This window comes from Pseudomonas sp. UM16, assembly GCF_050312595.1.
In the GTDB taxonomy this organism is placed as follows: Bacteria; Pseudomonadota; Gammaproteobacteria; order Pseudomonadales; family Pseudomonadaceae; genus Aquipseudomonas.
In genome coordinates, this window is sequence record NZ_JBNPJT010000004.1 from 255,803 (window position 1) to 273,390 (window position 17,588).

The following is a 17,588-nucleotide window of genomic DNA, read 5'->3' on the forward strand; positions in this document are numbered from 1 at the left end:
CGGTGACGGGCAAGACGCTATCTACAGACCTGTTAATCCTGAATTTCCTGCGGGGTTTCCTGGCCCATGCAACGTACAGCCTGCTTCTTGTTGTCGACCAACACACCGGTCAGACCCTTCTGTGACATATCGAACAATACCAAGACCCCATCAACACACTGCGCTACCTGATTGGCTGGCTTGAGCGAAATTTTGTAGTCCTCTCCCGGCACCGTTTTGAGCATGGTGAAATCCGACAACAACAACGCATCTTCAGGCTTGGCGAAATGCAGATAGCCGTAGTACCACAGTGCACCAACAGTACCGATGATGCTGCAGACACCGGTGATGATCAGGGGAATCGCGTTACGTTCTTCACTCATTGTGACGTCTCGTCAGGGTAATTGGGGATTTCGGCCAAACGCCGCAATCCATTGAAATGTTCCGGATCTTCGAGAAAGCGCAGCATCACTTGGCGCCAGGTCCGGTCGGCGAAGGTCTGCACATGGCCGCCTCGGGTCAATTGCAGCACCCGCGGCGGAGGTGCCGCCTGGTACAGCTGCAGACCATTGACCAGCGGTACGATCGGGTCATCGATGCTGTGGAAAAACAGCTTGGGCGGCGTCTTGATCTGGGCAATCGAATAAATCGCACTGTCACCATCGGGCACCAGCCACGACAGTGGCACCTGGAACGGCCAAGTCAACCAAGAGGTACTCAGGGCAAAGCGTCCAACCTGACGGTAGCTGGCCGGCACGCCATCGAACACCAGCGCCTTGAAACGCTTGGCCTGCTGCGGGTGCTGGGCCAGGTAATGAATGGCCATGGCTCCCCCCAGGCTCTGCCCGAGCAGCACTTGGGGCTTGCCCTGTACCTCAGGCGCCTGGTCCAGCCAGTCCAGTGCGGCACCGATGTCCTGGTAGACCTCAGGCAATGCCGGCTTGCCCTGAGACAAACCATAACCGCGATAGTCGAGCAACAGCACCTGATAGCCCTGCTTGGGCAGCCACCAACTGCCGCCCAAGTGCCAAGCCAGGTTGCCGCCGTTGCCATGTAGATGCAGCACCGTACCTTTGACCTCGACGCCTGCCTTGGCCGGCAGCCACCAGCCGTGCAGGCGCGTACCATCGGCTGCCGTGAGGGTTACGTCACGGTACTCGAGCTTGGCTTTCTCTGGGGTGAACGGCTGGCCAGGTTCGGGGTAGAACAGCAGCGAACTGCAGCCGCCCAGACTCAGCAGCACCAGCAGCAGGCCCAGAAGCCTGCGCCCTGCATCAGAGAATGTTCGAATAATCGGCTTCAATCCGGTCCAGGCTCAGGTGGTTGAGGAAGTTGGAGAAACACATCCAGGCCGACAGTGCGTTGAGGTCGCGAAACTGCTCCGGCAAGTACTTGGGCGGTTCCACCAGGCCTTCATCGACCAGTTGGCGCAAGGTGCGCATGTCTTCAAGGGTGGTCTTGCCGCAGAACAGCAAAGGGATCTGCTCGAGCTTGCCCTTGCGCACGGCCAACTGAATATAGTTGTAAACCATGATGAAGCCCTTGAGGTAGGACAAGTCCTTGGTAAATGGCAAACCATTGGGCACCGAACCACGGAACACCCGACTGGCATTGCCATAGCTTTCCGGCATGCCGAAACCTTGGGCGCGGAAGAATTCGTAGACCTGCATGAAGTCGGCGCCCTCCTCGACCATGTGAATGGCGCGGGTGCGGTTGGTCAGTTTGCGCAGGCGGCTCGGGTAGGAGGCAAAGGCAATCACCTCCATGAGTATCGCCAGGCCTTCCTGGGTTACCGTCGATGAGGGTGGGCCCTTGGCCAGGAAGGTACAGATCGGCTGGTTCAGACCGTTGAGAGTGGTGCCGACATGCACCAAACCTTCGTGGACCTCCAGCGCGCGCACGTCACGGCTATTGAACATGGCATCGGCGCGAATCTTGATGTAATCGGCGCCCGCTGCAGCATCGGCGACGATACCGTCAGACTCGAACACCCGAATGGTGTCCTCGGCCTCGTTGAACACCTTGTTCAAGCGCCCCTGAAGCAGTTCAACGGCTTGTTTGGCGGTGAGATTTTTCGGCTCGTCCTTGAGGTCGCCGCGACCATCGATGTTGTTCAGGTAGTCCGAGAGCATCAGGCCCAGGTCGGCCAGGGTCGGATCACCGGCATGGAAAGCATCGGAGGCCGCGCCGTAGAGCTCTTGGGAGATCAGGCCGAAATCCTCGGTGCCGCGCGCTTCAAGCATACGCACCACCATGCGGTATTCCTTGCACATGCGCCGCATGATTTGCCCGACCGGGTTGAACTGCCCCAACTGGCGGGTGATGTCACGCTCGATGTTCTGGAACTCGAGCTTGACTGCACTTGAGTCGAACGACAGCGGTCGTGCCTGGTAATAGGCACGGTCCACCGCCGGCGGCTCCTTGCCTTTGGCGTTGAGAAACCCCTGGCGGATGGTGTCGTCCCACTTCACCGCATCGAGCACGCGAATCGGCGTTTGTGCCAGGACAATGCGATCAGACAAGGCACGAATCGTCTGCTGGTACTCGTCCACCCTACACTCCTTGATTGATCTGTATTGCTAACCTTGATTACTTGCCAGCCCGCTGGAACCGGGCTACTTCGATGAACAGGTCGGAGTTGGCCGGGTCGTCCAGATAGGCCAGGACCCGCTCGGCCGGGCTGTCGATCAGCACGCCTTCACCATTGTCCTCGGATACCTCATAGGTACGACCACTGAGCTCTTTTTCCTTTACGGCCTGGTTGATCTGTTCAACATCGAGGTTGTAAATCACCAGCTCCTTGCCATCGATGATCTCGAAGCCGCCAATCAGGAAGTTGCCGCCCAGGCGCTTGGGCACGCCCGCCGAGAGGTACCAGCGGTTACCGTGTCTGGAGACCGTGAAGACGTACTCGTCACGTTTCTTGTCCTTACCGATGGCCACTGCCTTGTAAGCGTCACCGCCGCTGCGACTGATTTGCAGGGTCAGTGGCTCGCCCCAGGCGTCTTTGCTGGACCATTTACCCAGCAAGGTCTTGGGCGCAGCCTCATTGGCCGGCATCGGCTCGTTGAAGGTCACCAGACAACCACCCAGCAGCAGGAACGACAGCGCCAACAGCAGACTTCTGGCTTTCATCGGATTCTCCTTGAAATAGGGTCGCGGCTCACACTGCAGCCAGCACCAGATGCAGGTACCGGGTAAGGATAGCGAGCATCTGCGTTTGCGTATCAACGCGTGAGTCAGCGAGCAGGCCCTGATATTCCATCTGCTCGATTATCGCCGTCAACACCAGCGCATCTTGCTGAGGCTGGCGCGAGCCCACGACCTCAAGCATCTGGACGGCGCCATGGAGCAAAATCTGCTCGTGCAGCTTGACCAATCCGGCCAGGCGCGGACACAGCAAGGCCTCCTGGCGAAAGGCCTGCTCGGCCATGAGAAAGTCGCGGCGGTTGTGTAACTGACGCTGCACGTATTCGGCGGTCATCGTCGCGACCTCATCGGCCAGGCGTGCCCGGCACTGGGGGCTTTGATCACCTTGCGAGAGCAACTGGCGCAGCACGACCTCGGTGTGCTCCCACAGCTTGGCCATGTAAGCCGCACTGCGCTCGACATACTGGGCGAAGGTATCGGTGAGCAGGTCCTCGATATCCTTGAAGTAGTAGGTTGTCGCCGACAGCGGCACCCCAGCCTCGGCCGCCACGGCGCGGTGGCGCACACCACGCACACCCTCGCGTACGACAATGCGCATGGCGGCATCAAGGATGTCCTGGCGACGCTGTTCGCTGCCCTGGCGACTGGCCTTGCGGCCTTGATACTGAACACTCTCAGCCACGGCGGTAGCTACGCCTGCGGCGCCTTGCTGGGCCATTGTCACGTTGAAAAACTCCGGAAGGCTGCAAGCTGCAAGCTTCAAGTGGCATGAAAAAGCCGCAACGCCGCAGACTGCTTTTTCTTGCAGCTTGCAGCTTGCGGCTTGCAGCGCCGCCCGAAGGCGGCTTGGCCCAATTAGGCCTGTGGGCGCATGTGTGGGAACAGGATCACATCACGAATCGATGGCGAGTTGGTCAGCAGCATCACCAGGCGGTCGATACCGATGCCTTCACCGGCGGTTGGCGGCATGCCGTATTCCAGGGCACGGACGAAGTCGGCGTCGTAATGCATGGCTTCGTCGTCGCCGGCGTCCTTGTCAGCCACCTGAGCCATGAAACGCTCGGCCTGGTCTTCTGCGTCATTGAGCTCGGAGTAGGCGTTGGCGATCTCGCGGCCACCGATGAACAGCTCAAAGCGGTCGGTAACGTTGGGGTTTTCGTCGTTGCGACGGGCCAACGGCGACACTTCGAATGGGTATTGGGTAATGAAGTGCGGTTGCTCCAGCTTGTGCTCGACCAACTCTTCGAAAATCATCACCTGCAGCTTGCCCAGACCTTCGAAGCCCAGCACCTTGGCACCGGCCTTCTTGGCGATGGCACGCGCCTTGTCGATGTCGTTGAGGTCGTCAGCCGTCAGTTCAGGGTTGTACTTGAGGATCGAATCGAACACCGACAAACGCACGAACGGCTCACCGAAGTGGAACACCTTGTCGCCATACGGCACGTCGGTGCTGCCCAGCACCAGCTGCGCCAGCTCGCGGAACAGTTCTTCGGTGAGGTCCATGTTGTCTTCGTAGTCAGCGTAGGCCTGGTAGAACTCGAGCATGGTGAACTCGGGGTTGTGCCGGGTCGAAACGCCTTCGTTACGGAAGTTGCGGTTGATTTCGAAGACTTTCTCGAAACCACCGACCACCAGACGCTTGAGGTACAGCTCCGGCGCGATACGCAGGAACATGGCCATGTCCAGGGCGTTGTGGTGGGTTTCGAACGGCTTGGCCGCAGCGCCACCAGGGATGGTTTGCAGCATCGGCGTTTCGACTTCAAGGAAGTCACGCTGGATCAGGAAGTTGCGAATATGGTTGATCACCTGCGAGCGCACGCGGAAGGTGTCGCGGACTTCTTCGTTGACCATCAGGTCGACGTAACGCTGGCGGTAGCGCTGCTCGGTGTCGGTCAGGCCGTGGTGCTTGTCTGGCAGCGGGCGCAGCGATTTGGTCAGCAGACGCACGTTGGTCATCTCGACGTACAGGTCGCCTTTGCCGGAACGCGCCAGGGTGCCTTCGGCGGCGATGATGTCGCCCAAGTCCCAGGTTTTCACCGCGGCCAGGGTTTCTTCCGGCAGGGTTTTGCGGTTGACGTAGACCTGGATACGACCGGTCATGTCCTGAATCACCATGAACGAGCCACGGTTGAGCATGATGCGCCCGGCAACCTTGACCGGAATCGCTGCAGCTTCCAGCTCTTCCTTGGTCTTGTCGACATACTGTTTCTGCAGGTCATTGCAGTAGCTGTCACGGCGGAAGTCGTTGGGGAAGGCATTGCCCTTGGCGCGTTCTGCAGCAAGTTTTTCTTTGCGCAGGGCGATCAGGGTGTTTTCTTCCTGTTGCAGGTCTTGCGGGTCGAGTTTGAGATCGCTCATGTCGTCACATCTTCCATCACGGGTTCATTGTCCCTCGCCAGTGGCCGAGAGATCGCGGGGCAAGCCCGCTCCTACAAGGGAGCGAACCGCCCGCAGCATCTTTGTCGCGGTTACAGCCCCTGTTTGAGGCTGGCTTCCAGGTATTCGTCGATGTCGCCGTCGAGCACCTTGTCGCAATCGCTGCGCTCGATGTTGGTACGCAGGTCTTTGATCCGCGAGGCATCCAGCACGTACGAACGGATCTGGTGACCCCAGCCGATGTCCGACTTGCTGTCTTCCAGGGCCTGGGACGCGGCATTGCGCTTCTGCATCTCCAACTCGTACAACTTGGCCCGCAGCATTTTCATGGCGGTGTCTTTGTTGGCGTGCTGAGAGCGTTCGTTTTGGCAACTGACCACGGTGTTGGTCGGTACGTGGGTGATACGTACGGCCGAGTCGGTGGTGTTTACGTGCTGACCACCGGCACCGGAGGAGCGGTAGGTATCGATACGCAGGTCGGACGGGTTGATCTCGATTTCGACTTTGTCATCGATCTCGGGGGACACGAACACTGCCGAGAACGAGGTGTGGCGACGGTTACCGGAGTCGAACGGGCTCTTGCGCACCAGACGGTGCACGCCGATTTCGGTACGCAACCAGCCAAAGGCGTATTCGCCCTTGATGTGCACGGTAGCACCCTTGATCCCGGCGACTTCACCGGCCGACAGTTCCATGATGGTGGCTTCGAAGCCGCGCTTGTCCGCCCAGCGCAGGTACATGCGCAGGAGGATGTTGGCCCAATCCTGGGCTTCGGTACCACCGGAGCCGGCCTGGATATCCAGGTAGGCGTTGTTCATGTCCATTTCACCGCTGAACATGCGGCGGAATTCCAGTTGTGCGAGGGACGCTTCAAGGCCCTCGAGCATCTCGACGACATCGTTGACGGCGCTTTCGTCGTCCTCTTCAACAGCCATGTCGAGCAGCTCACGCGCATCGCCCAGGCCACTGTGCATTTCGTCCAGGGTTTCGACGATCTGTGCCAGCGCACTGCGCTCGCGGCCCAGTTCCTGGGCGTATTCGGGCTTGTTCCAGACGCTTGGGTCTTCCAGCTCGCGGTTGACTTCGATCAGACGCTCATGCTTTTGATCGTAGTCAAAGATACCCCCGAATTGACTCGGAACGCTCGGTCAGGTCCTTGATGGTATTCAGGATCGGGTTGATTTCCATGGTCGGGCAGCTCTCGTGCGTAATCGGTAGAAAAGCCGGAGAGTATAGCTGAGTTACAGCGGCAAGCGGCAAGCTACAAGCGACAAGAGGCCGCAGAAATGCCGCTTGTCTGCGCCATTGTCTTGGCCCTTAACACGTGCAGCTTGTGGCTGTAGTCAAGCCACGCCCACCTGGTTTTTCCCGTTATTTTTCGCCAGGTACAAGCCTTTGTCCGCCGCCGAAATCAACTGCCGGCAGTGACTGCCAATACCCGGTGTCTGGGTCGCCAGGCCGATGCTTACAGTCAGGCAGGCGTTGGCATCAGGCATGTTGTGGGCAATGTTCATCGCGGCCACGCTCTGGCGCAGCTTTTCCGCCACCAGGCGCGCGCCACCCGGCGAAGTGTTAGGCAATACCAGGGCGAACTCCTCGCCGCCGTAGCGGGCAGGCAAGTCACTGGGGCGTGCACAGGAGCCACGGATAGTTTCGGCGACCTTGCGCAACGCCTCGTCACCGGCCAAGTGACCGAAGGTGTCATTGAACGCCTTGAAGTAATCAACATCGATCATCAACAGAGACAGCTGCGCCTGTTCGCGCATCGCCCGGCGCCATTCCAGCTCCAGGTACTCGTCGAAATGGCGACGGTTGGACAGCCCGGTCAGGCCATCGGAGTTCATCAGGCGCTGGAGTACCAGGTTGGTGTCGAGAAGCTGCTGTTGGCTGACCCGCAGGGCCCGGTAAGCTTCATCACGTTGCAGCAGGGTCAGGTAGGAGCGAGAGTGGTAGCGAATGCGTGCCACCAGCTCAATGTTGTCCGGCAGTTTGACCAGGTAGTCGTTGGCGCCTGCGGCAAAAGCCGCGCTTTTGACCAGAGGATCTTCCTTGGTCGACAGGACGATGATCGGGATGTCCTGGGTCGCCGGGTTACTGCGATATTCGCGTACCAGCGTCAGGCCATCGAGCCCGGGCATGATCAGGTCTTGGAGGATCACCGTCGGTTTGATCAGCACGGCTTGAGCCACGGCCTGATGGGGGTCGGCGCAGAAGTGGAAGTCGATGTTCTCTTCATGAGCCAGACCTCGCCGCACTGCCTCACCGATCATCGCCTGATCGTCAACGAGCAGGACCATTGCCGAGTTTTCGTTGGTGGTCGGGAAACCGTCGAGCGGTAAGTCATTCATGCGCTGTCACCTGGTCACTGCCGACAGAGCGGCGTGGCACAATACATATCGTCATATTGGAAAAATCTCCATCAATCGTGCAGCGATCCGCTCCAGCGGGCGAACTTCAACTGCCGCATCTATCGCCGCCGCCGCTTTGGGCATGCCATAGACAGCGCTGCTGTGTTGGTCCTGAGCAATGGTCAGGAAGTTTTGCTGGCGCATCAGCTTCAAGCCCTGAGCACCATCGCGGCCCATGCCCGTCAGCAGTACGCCAACGGCGTCACCGCGCCAATAGCGGGCCACGCTTTCAAAAAATACGTCGATCGAAGGTCGGTAGATTTCGTTCACCGGTTCTGCGGTGTAGGCCAGGGTGCCGTTTTTCAGTAAGCGAATGTGGTGATTGGTACCCGCCAACAACACCTGCCCGGGTTGTGGCTGCTCTCCCTCACAGGCCAGGCGTACAGGCAACCCCGAGGCACTGCTGAGCCATTCAGCCATGCCAGCGGCAAACACCTGGTCAACGTGTTGAACCAGAACGATTGCCGCAGGAAATTCGCGCGGCAAGCCCTTGAGCAGGACCTCCAGGGCCGCCGGACCACCCGCCGACGAACCGATGGCAACCAGCCCCTGACGCAGGGCGCTCTCACGCAACGGCGCAGCCATCGGCCGCGGTGTGTTACTGCGCTGCTGGCCGATCAACCAACCAATATTAAGAATTTTGCGCAACAGTGGCGCAGCCGCTTCCTTGGGATCACCAGCGCCCAACGCCGGGGTATCGACCACGTCCAGGGCACCGTGGCCCATGGCTTCAAATACCCGGTGGACGTTCTGCTGGCGATCGACGGTGACGATCACAATGGCGCAAGGCGTCTCGGCCATGATCCGCCGCGTTGCCTCGACCCCATCCATGATTGGCATGATCAGGTCCATCAAGATCAGGTCCGGGGTCTGTTGGGCGCACAACTTCACCGCCTCAGCGCCGTTGCTGGCCACCCATACCACCTGATGTTGCGGGTCGAACGCCAACGCTCGGCGCAAGGCTTCCACGGCCATCGGCATGTCGTTGACGATAGCGATCTTCATCCCTGTGCTCCCCCGATCAACTCGACAACGGCATCAAGCAAGGCATCATCATGGAAACTGGCCTTTGCCAAATAGTAGTCGGCTCCAGCGTCCAGTCCACGACGGCGATCTTCTTCGCGATCCTTGTAAGAGACCACCATAACCGGCAGCGTCTGCAGACGGCTGTCACGACGCAACAGGCTGACCAACTCGATACCATCCATTCGCGGCATGTCGATGTCGGTGATCAGCAGGTCGAAGTCCTCGCTGCGCAAGGCGTTCCAACCGTCCATGCCATCGACGGCGACGGCCACTTCATAACCGCGATTGCTCAGCAGTTTGCGCTGCAACTCGCGCACGGTGAGCGAATCATCGACCACCAGAATGCGCTTTCGCGCAGCTTCGCGGGTTTGACGCTGGCCACGCTCGATGCGCTCCAGGCGGCCGGTGCTCAATAGTTTCTCGACCGAGCGCAACAAGTCTTCAACGTCGATGATCAGTACCACGCTGCCATCATCGAGCAGCGCGCCGGAGGAAATATCCTGAATCTTGCCCAGGCGCGCGTCGAGCGGCATCACCACCAGCACGCGCTCACCGATCAGGCGCTCGATAGCCACGCCGTAGAGCATGTCTCGTTCGCGAATGACCACCACGTTGATCGTTTGCCCCTCGCTCTGGCTGGGCGGCCGATTGAGCAACTGACTGGCGGCGACCAGACCAATGTGGCGACCTTCATGCCAGAAATGCTGGCGCCCCTCGATTTGGACGATGGCCTGCGCGGGCAGCTCCAGGGTCCGCTCGATATGGGCCAAAGGGAAGGCATAGGCTTCACTGCCAACCTCGACCACCAAACTGCGCACCACTGACAGCGTCAGCGGCACTTCCAGGTGAAAACTGCTACCGTGCCCACTGGTTTGGGTCAGCACAATCGAGCCACGAAGCTGGCGAACCATATGTTGCACCGCATCCAGCCCCACGCCGCGGCCAGAGACCTCGGTAACCTTGTCGCGCAGGCTAAAGCCAGGCAGGAAGAGGAACGTCAGTAACTCCGCTTCACTCATCTGCGCCACGGTTTGCTCCGGTGACAACTGACGCTCAACAATGCTCTTACGCAAGCGCTGCAAGTCAACGCCGGCGCCGTCATCGCTCAGTTCGAGCACCAGCAGCCCGGCCTGGTGCGAGGCACGTAAACGGATCTGTCCTTCCGCCGGTTTGCCGGCCAGCACGCGACGCTCAGGCTGTTCGATGCCATGGTCGACAGCGTTACGCAGTAAATGAGTCAGCGGCGCTTCGAGCTTTTCCAGGACGTCGCGATCAACCTGGGTCTTGTCGCCGTCGATCTGCAAGCGTACTTGCTTGCCCAGCGAGCGCCCCAGGTCACGGACCATGCGACTCTGTCCAGTGAGCACATCGGCGAAGGGGCGCATGCGACAAGCCAGGGCCGTGTCATAGAGCAACTGTGCACGCTGGCTGGCCTGCCAACCGAACTCATCAAGGTCGGCAGCCTGCTGCAAGAGCATCTGCTGGGTTTGCCCCAACAACTGCTGAGCCTGGGCCAGGGCATCCTGGACTTCCGGGCTCTGCTGACTGGCCTCCAACTGGGTTTTCAGCCCATCGAGGGCGCGAATGCTTTGGCTGTGCATGCGTTTGAGACGCTGCAAAGTTGCCAGATACGGCTTCAATCGCTGGGTTTCGACCAGCGCCTTGCTCGACAGGTCGAGCAGACTGTTCAAGCGTTCGGCCGTCACCCGCAAGATCCGCTCCCCGCCTTCAGTGGCGCGTTTGCCAGTACGCGGCGAGGTGATTTCGGGCTCGATTTCAGGCAGTACTGGCTCTAACAAAAGCGCTGAGAGTGGCGCGGGCTCGGGCAGCGTCATCGATACGTTCGGGACAAGAATCCCTGCTTTGGCGGCCGGTTCCAGCAGCGTTGCCATTTGCAACAGGAATGCCTGGACTGCCGGCTCGAGCGTGGCATCACCCGGCGTGGCAATGCGCATCAGCAAGTCAGTGCCTTGCAGCAAAGCATCGATATGCTCGGCACGCAGCAGCAGACGGCCTTCCTGGGCTCCGACCAGACAATCTTCCATCACATGGGCCACGCTGACCCCGGCATCGACGCCAACGATCCGCGCCGCCCCCTTGAGCGAGTGCGCGGCACGCATGCAGGCTTCGAGTTGATCGGCCTGGGTCGGATTGCGTTCCAGCGCCAGCAAGCCGGCACTGAGCACCTGGGTCTGGGCTTCAGCCTCCAGACCGAACAGTTCGAGCAAGGAAGCATCGCGCATTTGCTCTGGGGTCATGAAAGGCTCCGATTCACCGCAGACAATACCTGTTCTTCATCCAACACCCGCACACTGCGCTCGCGCCACTGCAGAACCGCAGCGGTAAAATGCGCCTCGCCCTGTTCACGCACCAGCCGCTCAGGATCCAGGCTGTGGATACCATCAACTTCATCCACCCGCACCACCACCGCACCACCGGTGGCCGCCAGGATCAGCATGCGCGGCATGACCCGCGCCGAGCCGCTGGCATTGGCGAGCACTTCCAGGTCCAGCAAGTCTGCCAACGACAGGCACGGCACCAGTGCGCCGCGCACATTGGCCACGCCTTGCAGCACCCGAGAACGTTGATGAGGCAGCGAGTGCACCGGCTGCAACGGGGCGACCTCGACCAGGCAACGGGTTGCCAGCGCCAGCCACTCTTCACCGAGACGGAACAACAGCATCGAGCGACCGGTACGTTCCGCTTGCACCTGCACCTGCTCATGCACATCCTGGGACAACGCATAGCGGTCCAACAGCCGCGTTGCGGCGTTGGCATACACAGCGCAATTGCGGCAGTGCACATGTTCAACCAGCAACGGGCAGCTTTTGTCACCCCGTACACCGATGCGGTTCCAGCAGTCATCGATGGCGGCGGCATCAGTGGCAAAGACTTGCACCGGTAGTTCTCCCCTCATTGTTCAGACTCCCGATCCGCGCGCCGCGCTGCACGCGCCTGAAGGCGGCGGGCACCGGCGACATCGCCCTGAGAGGCAAGCAATGCGGCCAGATGCGCCAATGCTTCGGCGTGCTGTGGATCGAGGTACAACGCCTTACGGTAATGACTCAGCGCTTCGCCCGTGTCACCGGCGGTATCACAGAGCAGACCGAGCCAGTAGAACACTTGGGCATGCGGCGGGTGTTGCTGCAGATAGCGCGCGCACGCCGCTTGCGCCTCGGCGCTGCTGCCGGCGTTAGCCAACCGGGCAATCTGCGCCAGCAGTTCGGTGCTGGGCTCCAGCGCGGCGGCAATGGCCGGTGGCGGCGCATTGACCTTGAGCTTGCGTGCGGGGGCTGGGAAGGGCCGCGACGCATTGCTCAGCGTTGGCGACATCGACGTCACCACCACGGGCTTGCTGGTAAACACTGGTGCAACTTCAGTCTGGCGCACATAGGCAAAGGACTGCGCGATGCCCAGCGGACGCATGCCCATCCGCGCCAACAAACTGCCCTCAGCCGGCCCGATGAACAATACGCCCTGCTCGTGGATCAAGCGCTTGAGCACCTCGAACACCCGTTGCTGGGTAGGCACATCGAAATAGATCAGCAAATTTCGGCAAAAGACAAAATCATAACGGCCTGCCCAGGCTTTCAACGCTGGGTCGAGCACATTTCCTGACTGCAACTTGACCTGCTGGCGTACACGCGAGTGCAGCACGTGGCCGTCGTCACTCGGGTCGAAGTGCCGCTCACGGAAATCCAGGTGCGAACCGCGAAAGGAGTTTCGCCCATACACCCCTTGCTCGGCGCGACTGATCGAGAAAGGGCTGATGTCCATGCCATCGACACGAAACGCCTGGGCGCCAATGCCGGCATCCAGTAGCGTCATGGCAATGGAGTACGGTTCCTCACCCGTGGAGCAAGGCAAACTGAGGATCCGCAAGGGGCGTGCCCCGGCCAGCTCTGCCAAGCGTTTGTTGGCAAGATCCGCCAAGGCGCTAAACGACTCCGGGTAGCGAAAGAACCAGGTCTCGGGAACGATCACCGCTTCGATCAGTGCTTGTTGTTCGTCGCGCGACTGCTGCAAGCGTAGCCAATAGTCATCCAGGTCATAGGCATTAACGGCAGTGCAGCGTTGACGCAGCGCACGCTCGACCATAGGCGCGCCGACCGAGGCCACATCCAGGCCGATGCGTTCTTGCAAAAAGCGGAAAAAGCGCTGTTCGCTGCTCATTTCGGCTCCCCACGCTCAACCGCCTGCGCCTCAGGCAAGGGGTACAACAATGCACGCACCGCATCATTGAGCAGGTCCTGCACGCTAATGCGCTGCACCAATCCCTGGGCATCCTCGCGCACCGGTCCCAGATAGGGCGCTTGCTGATTGTCCAGGCCGTAAGGTTGGAACGCTTGTGGCGGGCAACGCAAGGTGTCGGTGGCCTGTTCCAGAATCAGACCCAACAACACCGCTGGCCGCGGCGGCTCAAGCCGGTAGTGCACCAGCACCAGGCGGGTACTGGTGCGCACGGGCGCGGGCAAGCCGAAGCTCAAAGCACCGACGTCTATCACCGGTACCAGCGCACCGCGATGCGCCAGCACCCCAGCCACCCAGGTAGGCGTCTGGGCAATGGGTTTGAGCGGCAGGCGTGGCAACACTTCGGCGACTTCATGAGCGTCGAGGGCAAAGCGTTGCTCACCAATCCGGAACAACAGGTACAAGGTGCCGTGAGCATTGACGTCCTGACTGCGGCGGGGCTGAAGGTCGTTCATCAGCGATTCAGACTTTGAACCGCGAAACACCGCCACGCAGGCCGGTCGCTACCTGACTCAACTCGTCAATGGCAAAGCTGGCCTGGCGCAGCGACTCCACCGTCTGGCTGCTGGCATCGCCCAACTGCGCCAAGGCGTGATTGATCTGCTCGGCACCCGTGGCCTGGGCCTGCATGCCTTCGTTGACCATCAGCACCCGCGGTGCCAGGGCCTGAACCTGATGGATGATCTGGGTCAGTTGTTCACCGACCTGCTGCACTTCGAACATGCCTCGGCGGACTTCTTCGGAAAACTTGTCCATGCCCATGACTCCGGCAGAGACGGCCGACTGGATCTCGCGGACCATCTGCTCGATGTCATAGGTGGCTACCGCCGTCTGGTCAGCCAGGCGCCGGACCTCAGTGGCAACCACAGCGAAACCGCGACCGTACTCACCGGCTTTTTCCGCCTCGATGGCGGCGTTGAGCGACAGCAGGTTGGTCTGGTCGGCGACTTTGACGATGGTCACCACCACCTGATTGATGTTGCCGGCCTTCTCGTTGAGGATGGCCAGCTTGTTGTTGACCAGATCAGCCGCGCCCATCACCTGGTGCATGGTCTCTTCCATGCGGGCCAGGCCTTGTTGGCCAGAGCCGGCGAGGATCGACGCCTGATCGGCGGCCGAGGTGACCTCGGTCATGGTTCGCACCAGGTCGCGGGAGGTGGCGGCGATTTCCCGCGAGGTGGCACCGATTTCGGTGGTAGTGGCTGCGGTTTCGGTCGCGGTCGCCTGTTGCTGCTTGGACGTCGCGGCGATCTCGGTCACCGAGGTGGTGACCTGAACCGAAGAGCGCTGGGCCTGAGACACCAGGTTGGTCAGCTCACCCATCATTTCGTTGAAGCCGGTTTCCACGGCGCCGAATTCATCCTTGCGATCAAGTTTCATGCGCACGCTGAGGTCGCCGCTGCTGAGCTTGTCCAGGGCATGCACGATGCGTTGCATCGGTGCGGTGATCGCACGCATCAGCATCAGGCCGCAAACGCCCGCGGCAATGATCGCCAGAACCAGTGAGGTGATCATGCTGAATTTGGCCGTAATCACGGCGTCGACAATCGAATCAGCCGCCTCTACAGCCGACTTGCGGTTGTGCTCGATCACCTCGTTCAGGTGCCTGCGGCCAGTGACCCAAGCCGGGGTCAGCACCTCGCCGATCAGTTGCTCGGCTTGTGCATAGTCTTTGCGTTCGTAGGCTTCGAGCACCGTATCGATGGCCTTGTCGTAGGCCTCTTCCATACGCCCGAATTCATCGAAACTGACCTGATCGCTGGGGTCCTGGATCGTCGCCTGATAGCTGGCCATGTGCTGCTTGAGCCGATCGTCAAAGTCTTTGTACAAGGCCTTGTCGGCGGCGGTCATATCACGGTGCTCGCCCAGCCCGACCAGTTGCTGGGTCAACACGTAACTGTCGACCCAGGCACTGCGGATCATCGAGCTGTAGTAGAGCCCGGGGATGCTGTCGGTGCGCACCGCTTCCTCGTCGGTCTCGATCGCCACCAGACGCGAATAGGCAGCCACCACCATCAGCAGCATGATGGCGATAATCACGGCGAAGCTCGCCAGGATCCGTTGGCGCAAGGTCCAGTTTTTCACAGTCAGCCCTCAAATGTTCTACGCGAGCAGAAAAATGCGCAGAGTATAGCCCAGGCACCCTGGGCTTTTGCGGCTGACGTTTAGATGGGCCTGGGCCATACGGCCAGGACTTTGGCCACTACCCCGGAATCATTGAGCGATGGCCTGCTTCACCTGCTTTTCCAGTTCGATTTTCAATGCCGGATCAAGCTTGAGCTGACGGGCCAGCTCATCCAGATAGGCACGCTCCATGAAATGTTCCTCATCAACCAGCATGACGCTGGCGATGTACATTTCGGCGGCCATTTCCGGCGTGCTGGCGGCGCGTGCCACATCGGCAGGATCCAGCGGCTTGTTGAGTTCGGCGTGCAGCCAGTGCTGGAGCTCCTGATCATTGGAGAGCTTGACGAACTCACCTTCGATCAGCGCCCGCTCGCGCTCATCGACGTGACCATCGGATTTAGCGGCTGCCACCAGCGCCTTGAGAATCGCCTGACTATGTTGCTCAACCTGAGCTGGGGGCAGGCGATCGAGGGTTTGCGGCTCACCTTGGGCGCTGACGCCCTGATTGGCCTGCCAATTGCCATAGGCCTTGTATGCCAATACCCCGAGTGCTGCCAGGCCGCCGTAAGTCAGGGCCTTGCCGCCATACTTGCGGGCACTTTTATTGCCCAACAGCAGGCCCATGGCGCCCGCCGCCAGCGCCCCACCGCCGGCACCGGACAGCAGGCTGCCAAGGCCGCCGCCACTTTTGCCGCCCAGCAAGTCGCCAAGCCCACCACTTGTGCCCGCTTTGCCGCCGGCACTTTTGCCAGCCTGGTTTTTCAGCAGGTCCTGACCGGATTTAAGCAGTTGATCGAGCAAGCCACGGGTGTTCATCGGGCATCTCCTCAGAGGGTAAACAAACCCCAAGAGTACTGCTGCAAGCTGAAACCAAGCTGAATGGATTTGCTTCCAGATGTTGCCCGGACAGTGCCAAAAACGACATGGCGCAGTGAAGCGCTGCAATACAGACGAATTTCAGCACTACGCTTAATGCGATACGCCAGCGCTTTCATGACTGCCCCGATCATAATTTGAACAAGAGGGAACACCATGTTCGTGAACAACACCACCTTGCTCAGCACCTTGGCTACCGCCTTGCTGGCCAGTGCCAGCGTGCAGGCTGCTGAACCGCTCAAAGCTGTAGGTGCCGGCGAAGGTCAGTTGGATATTGTCGCCTGGCCCGGCTATATCGAGCGGGGTGAAAGCGACAAGGCCTACGACTGGGTTAGCGGCTTCGAGAAGCAAACCGGTTGCAAAGTCAGCGTCAAGACCGCTGCCACCTCAGATGAAATGGTCAGTCTGATGACCAAGGGTGGCTACGATCTGGTCACCGCCTCCGGCGATGCCTCGCTACGCCTGATTGCCGGCAAACGAATTCAACCGATCAATACGGCACTGATTCCGAACTGGAAGAACCTCGATCCACGCCTCAAGGACGGTGCCTGGTACGTGGTGAACAATCAGGTCTACGGCACCCCCTACCAGTGGGGGCCCAATGTGTTGCTCTACAACACCGACATCTTCAAGCAAGCACCGACCAGTTGGAGCGTGGTCTTCGAGCCACAAAACCTGCCGGATGGCAAACCGAACAAAGGCCGGATCCAGGCCTACGACGGGCCAATCTACATTGCTGATGCGGCGCTGTACCTGAAGTCGGCCAAGCCTGAACTGGGCATTCAGAACCCCTACGAACTCAATGAGAGCCAATACAAGGCCGTACTCGACCTGCTGCGCCAGCAACAGCCCTTGGTCCATCGCTACTGGCACGACGCAACGGTACAAATGAGCGATGTGAAAAACGAAGGCGTGGTCGCTTCCAGCTCCTGGGGCTACATGGTCAACACCCTGAAGGCCGACAAGCAGCCAGTGTCTTCGACCATTCCCAAGGAAGGTGCCACCGGTTGGGCTGATACCACCATGCTGCATGCTGAGGCCAAGCATCCCAACTGCGCTTACAAATGGATGGACTGGTCGCTGCAGCCCAAGGTCCAGGGTGATGTCGCGGCCTGGTTCGGCTCGCTGCCGGCGGTACCGGCGGCTTGCAGCGGCAGCGAACTGCTCGGCGCAGAAGGCTGCAAGACCAATGGTTTTGACAACTTCGACAAGATTGCCTTCTGGAAAACCCCACAGGCCGAGGGTGGCAAATTTGTGCCTTATAGCCGCTGGACCCAGGATTACATCGCGATCATGGGTGGGCGGTAAGGCCAGATCGTCGGCAATGCCGGCCCCCACAAAGGTTCAGCGTGTACCGCGCCTGTGGGAGCTGGCGTTGCCAGCGATGCGAACACA

16 protein-coding genes are annotated in these 17,588 nt (G+C 60.1%); 1 reads left to right on the plus strand and 15 read right to left on the minus strand.

Annotation, left to right across the window (positions count from 1 at the left end; all coding sequences use genetic code 11):
- Positions 1–32: 32 nt before the first annotated feature.
- The 15 genes from ACQRAX_RS06595 to ACQRAX_RS06665 all read right to left on the minus strand — a co-directional run bounded on the left by ACQRAX_RS06595 (position 33) and on the right by ACQRAX_RS06665 (position 16,133).
- Positions 33–362, minus strand: coding sequence for a hypothetical protein (locus ACQRAX_RS06595; RefSeq protein WP_412037887.1), 330 nt, complete (start codon positions 360–362; stop codon positions 33–35).
- Positions 359–1,282, minus strand: a complete 924-nt coding sequence (locus ACQRAX_RS06600) for an alpha/beta hydrolase (protein ID WP_412037886.1) — start codon at positions 1,280–1,282, stop codon at positions 359–361. The genes ACQRAX_RS06595 and ACQRAX_RS06600 overlap by 4 nt, the downstream gene beginning before the upstream one ends.
- Positions 1,254–2,531: a flavohemoglobin expression-modulating QEGLA motif protein gene (locus ACQRAX_RS06605; protein WP_045189580.1), complete on the minus strand. Its 1,278-nt coding sequence runs from the start codon at positions 2,529–2,531 to the stop codon at positions 1,254–1,256. The genes ACQRAX_RS06600 and ACQRAX_RS06605 overlap by 29 nt, the downstream gene beginning before the upstream one ends.
- A 37-nt stretch (positions 2,532–2,568) precedes the next feature.
- Positions 2,569–3,114, minus strand: a complete 546-nt coding sequence (locus ACQRAX_RS06610) for a hypothetical protein (protein ID WP_412037885.1) — start codon at positions 3,112–3,114, stop codon at positions 2,569–2,571.
- A 28-nt stretch (positions 3,115–3,142) separates the two neighbouring features.
- Entirely contained in the window at positions 3,143–3,847 is a 705-nt protein-coding gene (locus tag ACQRAX_RS06615; RefSeq protein ID WP_412038424.1) for a TetR/AcrR family transcriptional regulator, read from the minus strand.
- 137 nt (positions 3,848–3,984) lie between these two features.
- On the minus strand, positions 3,985–5,487 hold the full coding sequence (gene lysS / locus ACQRAX_RS06620) for a lysine--tRNA ligase (protein WP_101292663.1): 1,503 nt from the start codon (positions 5,485–5,487) through the stop codon (positions 3,985–3,987).
- 110 nt (positions 5,488–5,597) lie between these two features.
- Positions 5,598–6,693 (minus strand): peptide chain release factor 2 gene (gene prfB / locus ACQRAX_RS06625; RefSeq protein WP_412037884.1). Its coding sequence is split into 2 segments (ribosomal slippage): positions 5,598–6,620 and positions 6,622–6,693, totalling 1,095 coding nucleotides; the frame shifts between segments, so codons are not numbered across the junction.
- Between the two features lie 155 nt (positions 6,694–6,848).
- Complete coding sequence (locus ACQRAX_RS06630) at positions 6,849–7,853, minus strand: diguanylate cyclase (RefSeq protein WP_412037883.1); 1,005 nt, start codon at positions 7,851–7,853, stop codon at positions 6,849–6,851.
- 51 nt (positions 7,854–7,904) lie between these two features.
- Positions 7,905–8,918, minus strand: coding sequence for a chemotaxis response regulator protein-glutamate methylesterase (locus tag ACQRAX_RS06635; RefSeq protein ID WP_412037882.1), 1,014 nt, complete (start codon positions 8,916–8,918; stop codon positions 7,905–7,907).
- Positions 8,915–11,197, minus strand: a complete 2,283-nt coding sequence (locus ACQRAX_RS06640) for a hybrid sensor histidine kinase/response regulator (RefSeq protein ID WP_412037881.1) — start codon at positions 11,195–11,197, stop codon at positions 8,915–8,917. Before ACQRAX_RS06640 ends, ACQRAX_RS06635 begins: the two co-directional genes overlap by 4 nt.
- Positions 11,194–11,856: a chemotaxis protein CheW gene (locus tag ACQRAX_RS06645; RefSeq protein ID WP_412037880.1), complete on the minus strand. Its 663-nt coding sequence runs from the start codon at positions 11,854–11,856 to the stop codon at positions 11,194–11,196. The genes ACQRAX_RS06640 and ACQRAX_RS06645 overlap by 4 nt, the downstream gene beginning before the upstream one ends.
- Entirely contained in the window at positions 11,853–13,112 is a 1,260-nt protein-coding gene (locus tag ACQRAX_RS06650; RefSeq protein ID WP_412037879.1) for a CheR family methyltransferase, read from the minus strand. Before ACQRAX_RS06650 ends, ACQRAX_RS06645 begins: the two co-directional genes overlap by 4 nt.
- Entirely contained in the window at positions 13,109–13,645 is a 537-nt protein-coding gene (locus ACQRAX_RS06655; RefSeq protein ID WP_412037878.1) for a chemotaxis protein CheW, read from the minus strand. Before ACQRAX_RS06655 ends, ACQRAX_RS06650 begins: the two co-directional genes overlap by 4 nt.
- A gap of 7 nt (positions 13,646–13,652) precedes the next feature.
- Positions 13,653–15,275: a methyl-accepting chemotaxis protein gene (locus tag ACQRAX_RS06660; protein ID WP_427867730.1), complete on the minus strand. Its 1,623-nt coding sequence runs from the start codon at positions 15,273–15,275 to the stop codon at positions 13,653–13,655.
- Between the two features lie 129 nt (positions 15,276–15,404).
- Positions 15,405–16,133 carry a tellurite resistance TerB family protein gene (locus tag ACQRAX_RS06665; protein WP_412037877.1) on the minus strand — a complete coding sequence of 243 codons (729 nt, stop codon included), beginning with the start codon at positions 16,131–16,133 and terminating at the stop codon, positions 15,405–15,407.
- A 216-nt stretch (positions 16,134–16,349) separates the two neighbouring features.
- Here ACQRAX_RS06665 and ydcS point away from each other — a divergent pair, with 216 nt between their 5' ends.
- The gene (gene ydcS / locus ACQRAX_RS06670) at positions 16,350–17,501 is read left to right on the plus strand and encodes a putative ABC transporter substrate-binding protein YdcS (protein WP_412037876.1); all 1,152 of its coding nucleotides are present in this window, start codon (positions 16,350–16,352) and stop codon (positions 17,499–17,501) included.
- Positions 17,502–17,588: the final 87 nt, after the last annotated feature.

What these genes read in the sequence shown, in the direction of transcription:
- ACQRAX_RS06595 (WP_412037887.1), bottom strand. Translation starts at nt 362, where the DNA reads ATGAGTGAAGAACGTAACGCGATTCCCCTGATCATCACCGGTGTCTGC.
- ACQRAX_RS06610 (WP_412037885.1), bottom strand. Translation starts at nt 3,114, where the DNA reads ATGAAAGCCAGAAGTCTGCTGTTGGCGCTGTCGTTCCTGCTGCTGGGT.
- ACQRAX_RS06615 (WP_412038424.1), bottom strand. Translation starts at nt 3,847, where the DNA reads ATGGCCCAGCAAGGCGCCGCAGGCGTAGCTACCGCCGTGGCTGAGAGT.
- lysS (WP_101292663.1), bottom strand. Translation starts at nt 5,487, where the DNA reads ATGAGCGATCTCAAACTCGACCCGCAAGACCTGCAACAGGAAGAAAAC.
- ACQRAX_RS06630 (WP_412037883.1), bottom strand. Translation starts at nt 7,853, where the DNA reads ATGAATGACTTACCGCTCGACGGTTTCCCGACCACCAACGAAAACTCG.
- ACQRAX_RS06635 (WP_412037882.1), bottom strand. Translation starts at nt 8,918, where the DNA reads ATGAAGATCGCTATCGTCAACGACATGCCGATGGCCGTGGAAGCCTTG.
- ACQRAX_RS06640 (WP_412037881.1), bottom strand. Translation starts at nt 11,197, where the DNA reads ATGACCCCAGAGCAAATGCGCGATGCTTCCTTGCTCGAACTGTTCGGT.
- ACQRAX_RS06645 (WP_412037880.1), bottom strand. Translation starts at nt 11,856, where the DNA reads ATGAGGGGAGAACTACCGGTGCAAGTCTTTGCCACTGATGCCGCCGCC.
- ACQRAX_RS06650 (WP_412037879.1), bottom strand. Translation starts at nt 13,112, where the DNA reads ATGAGCAGCGAACAGCGCTTTTTCCGCTTTTTGCAAGAACGCATCGGC.
- ACQRAX_RS06655 (WP_412037878.1), bottom strand. Translation starts at nt 13,645, where the DNA reads ATGAACGACCTTCAGCCCCGCCGCAGTCAGGACGTCAATGCTCACGGC.
- ACQRAX_RS06665 (WP_412037877.1), bottom strand. Translation starts at nt 16,133, where the DNA reads ATGAACACCCGTGGCTTGCTCGATCAACTGCTTAAATCCGGTCAGGAC.
- ydcS (WP_412037876.1), top strand. Translation starts at nt 16,350, where the DNA reads ATGTTCGTGAACAACACCACCTTGCTCAGCACCTTGGCTACCGCCTTG.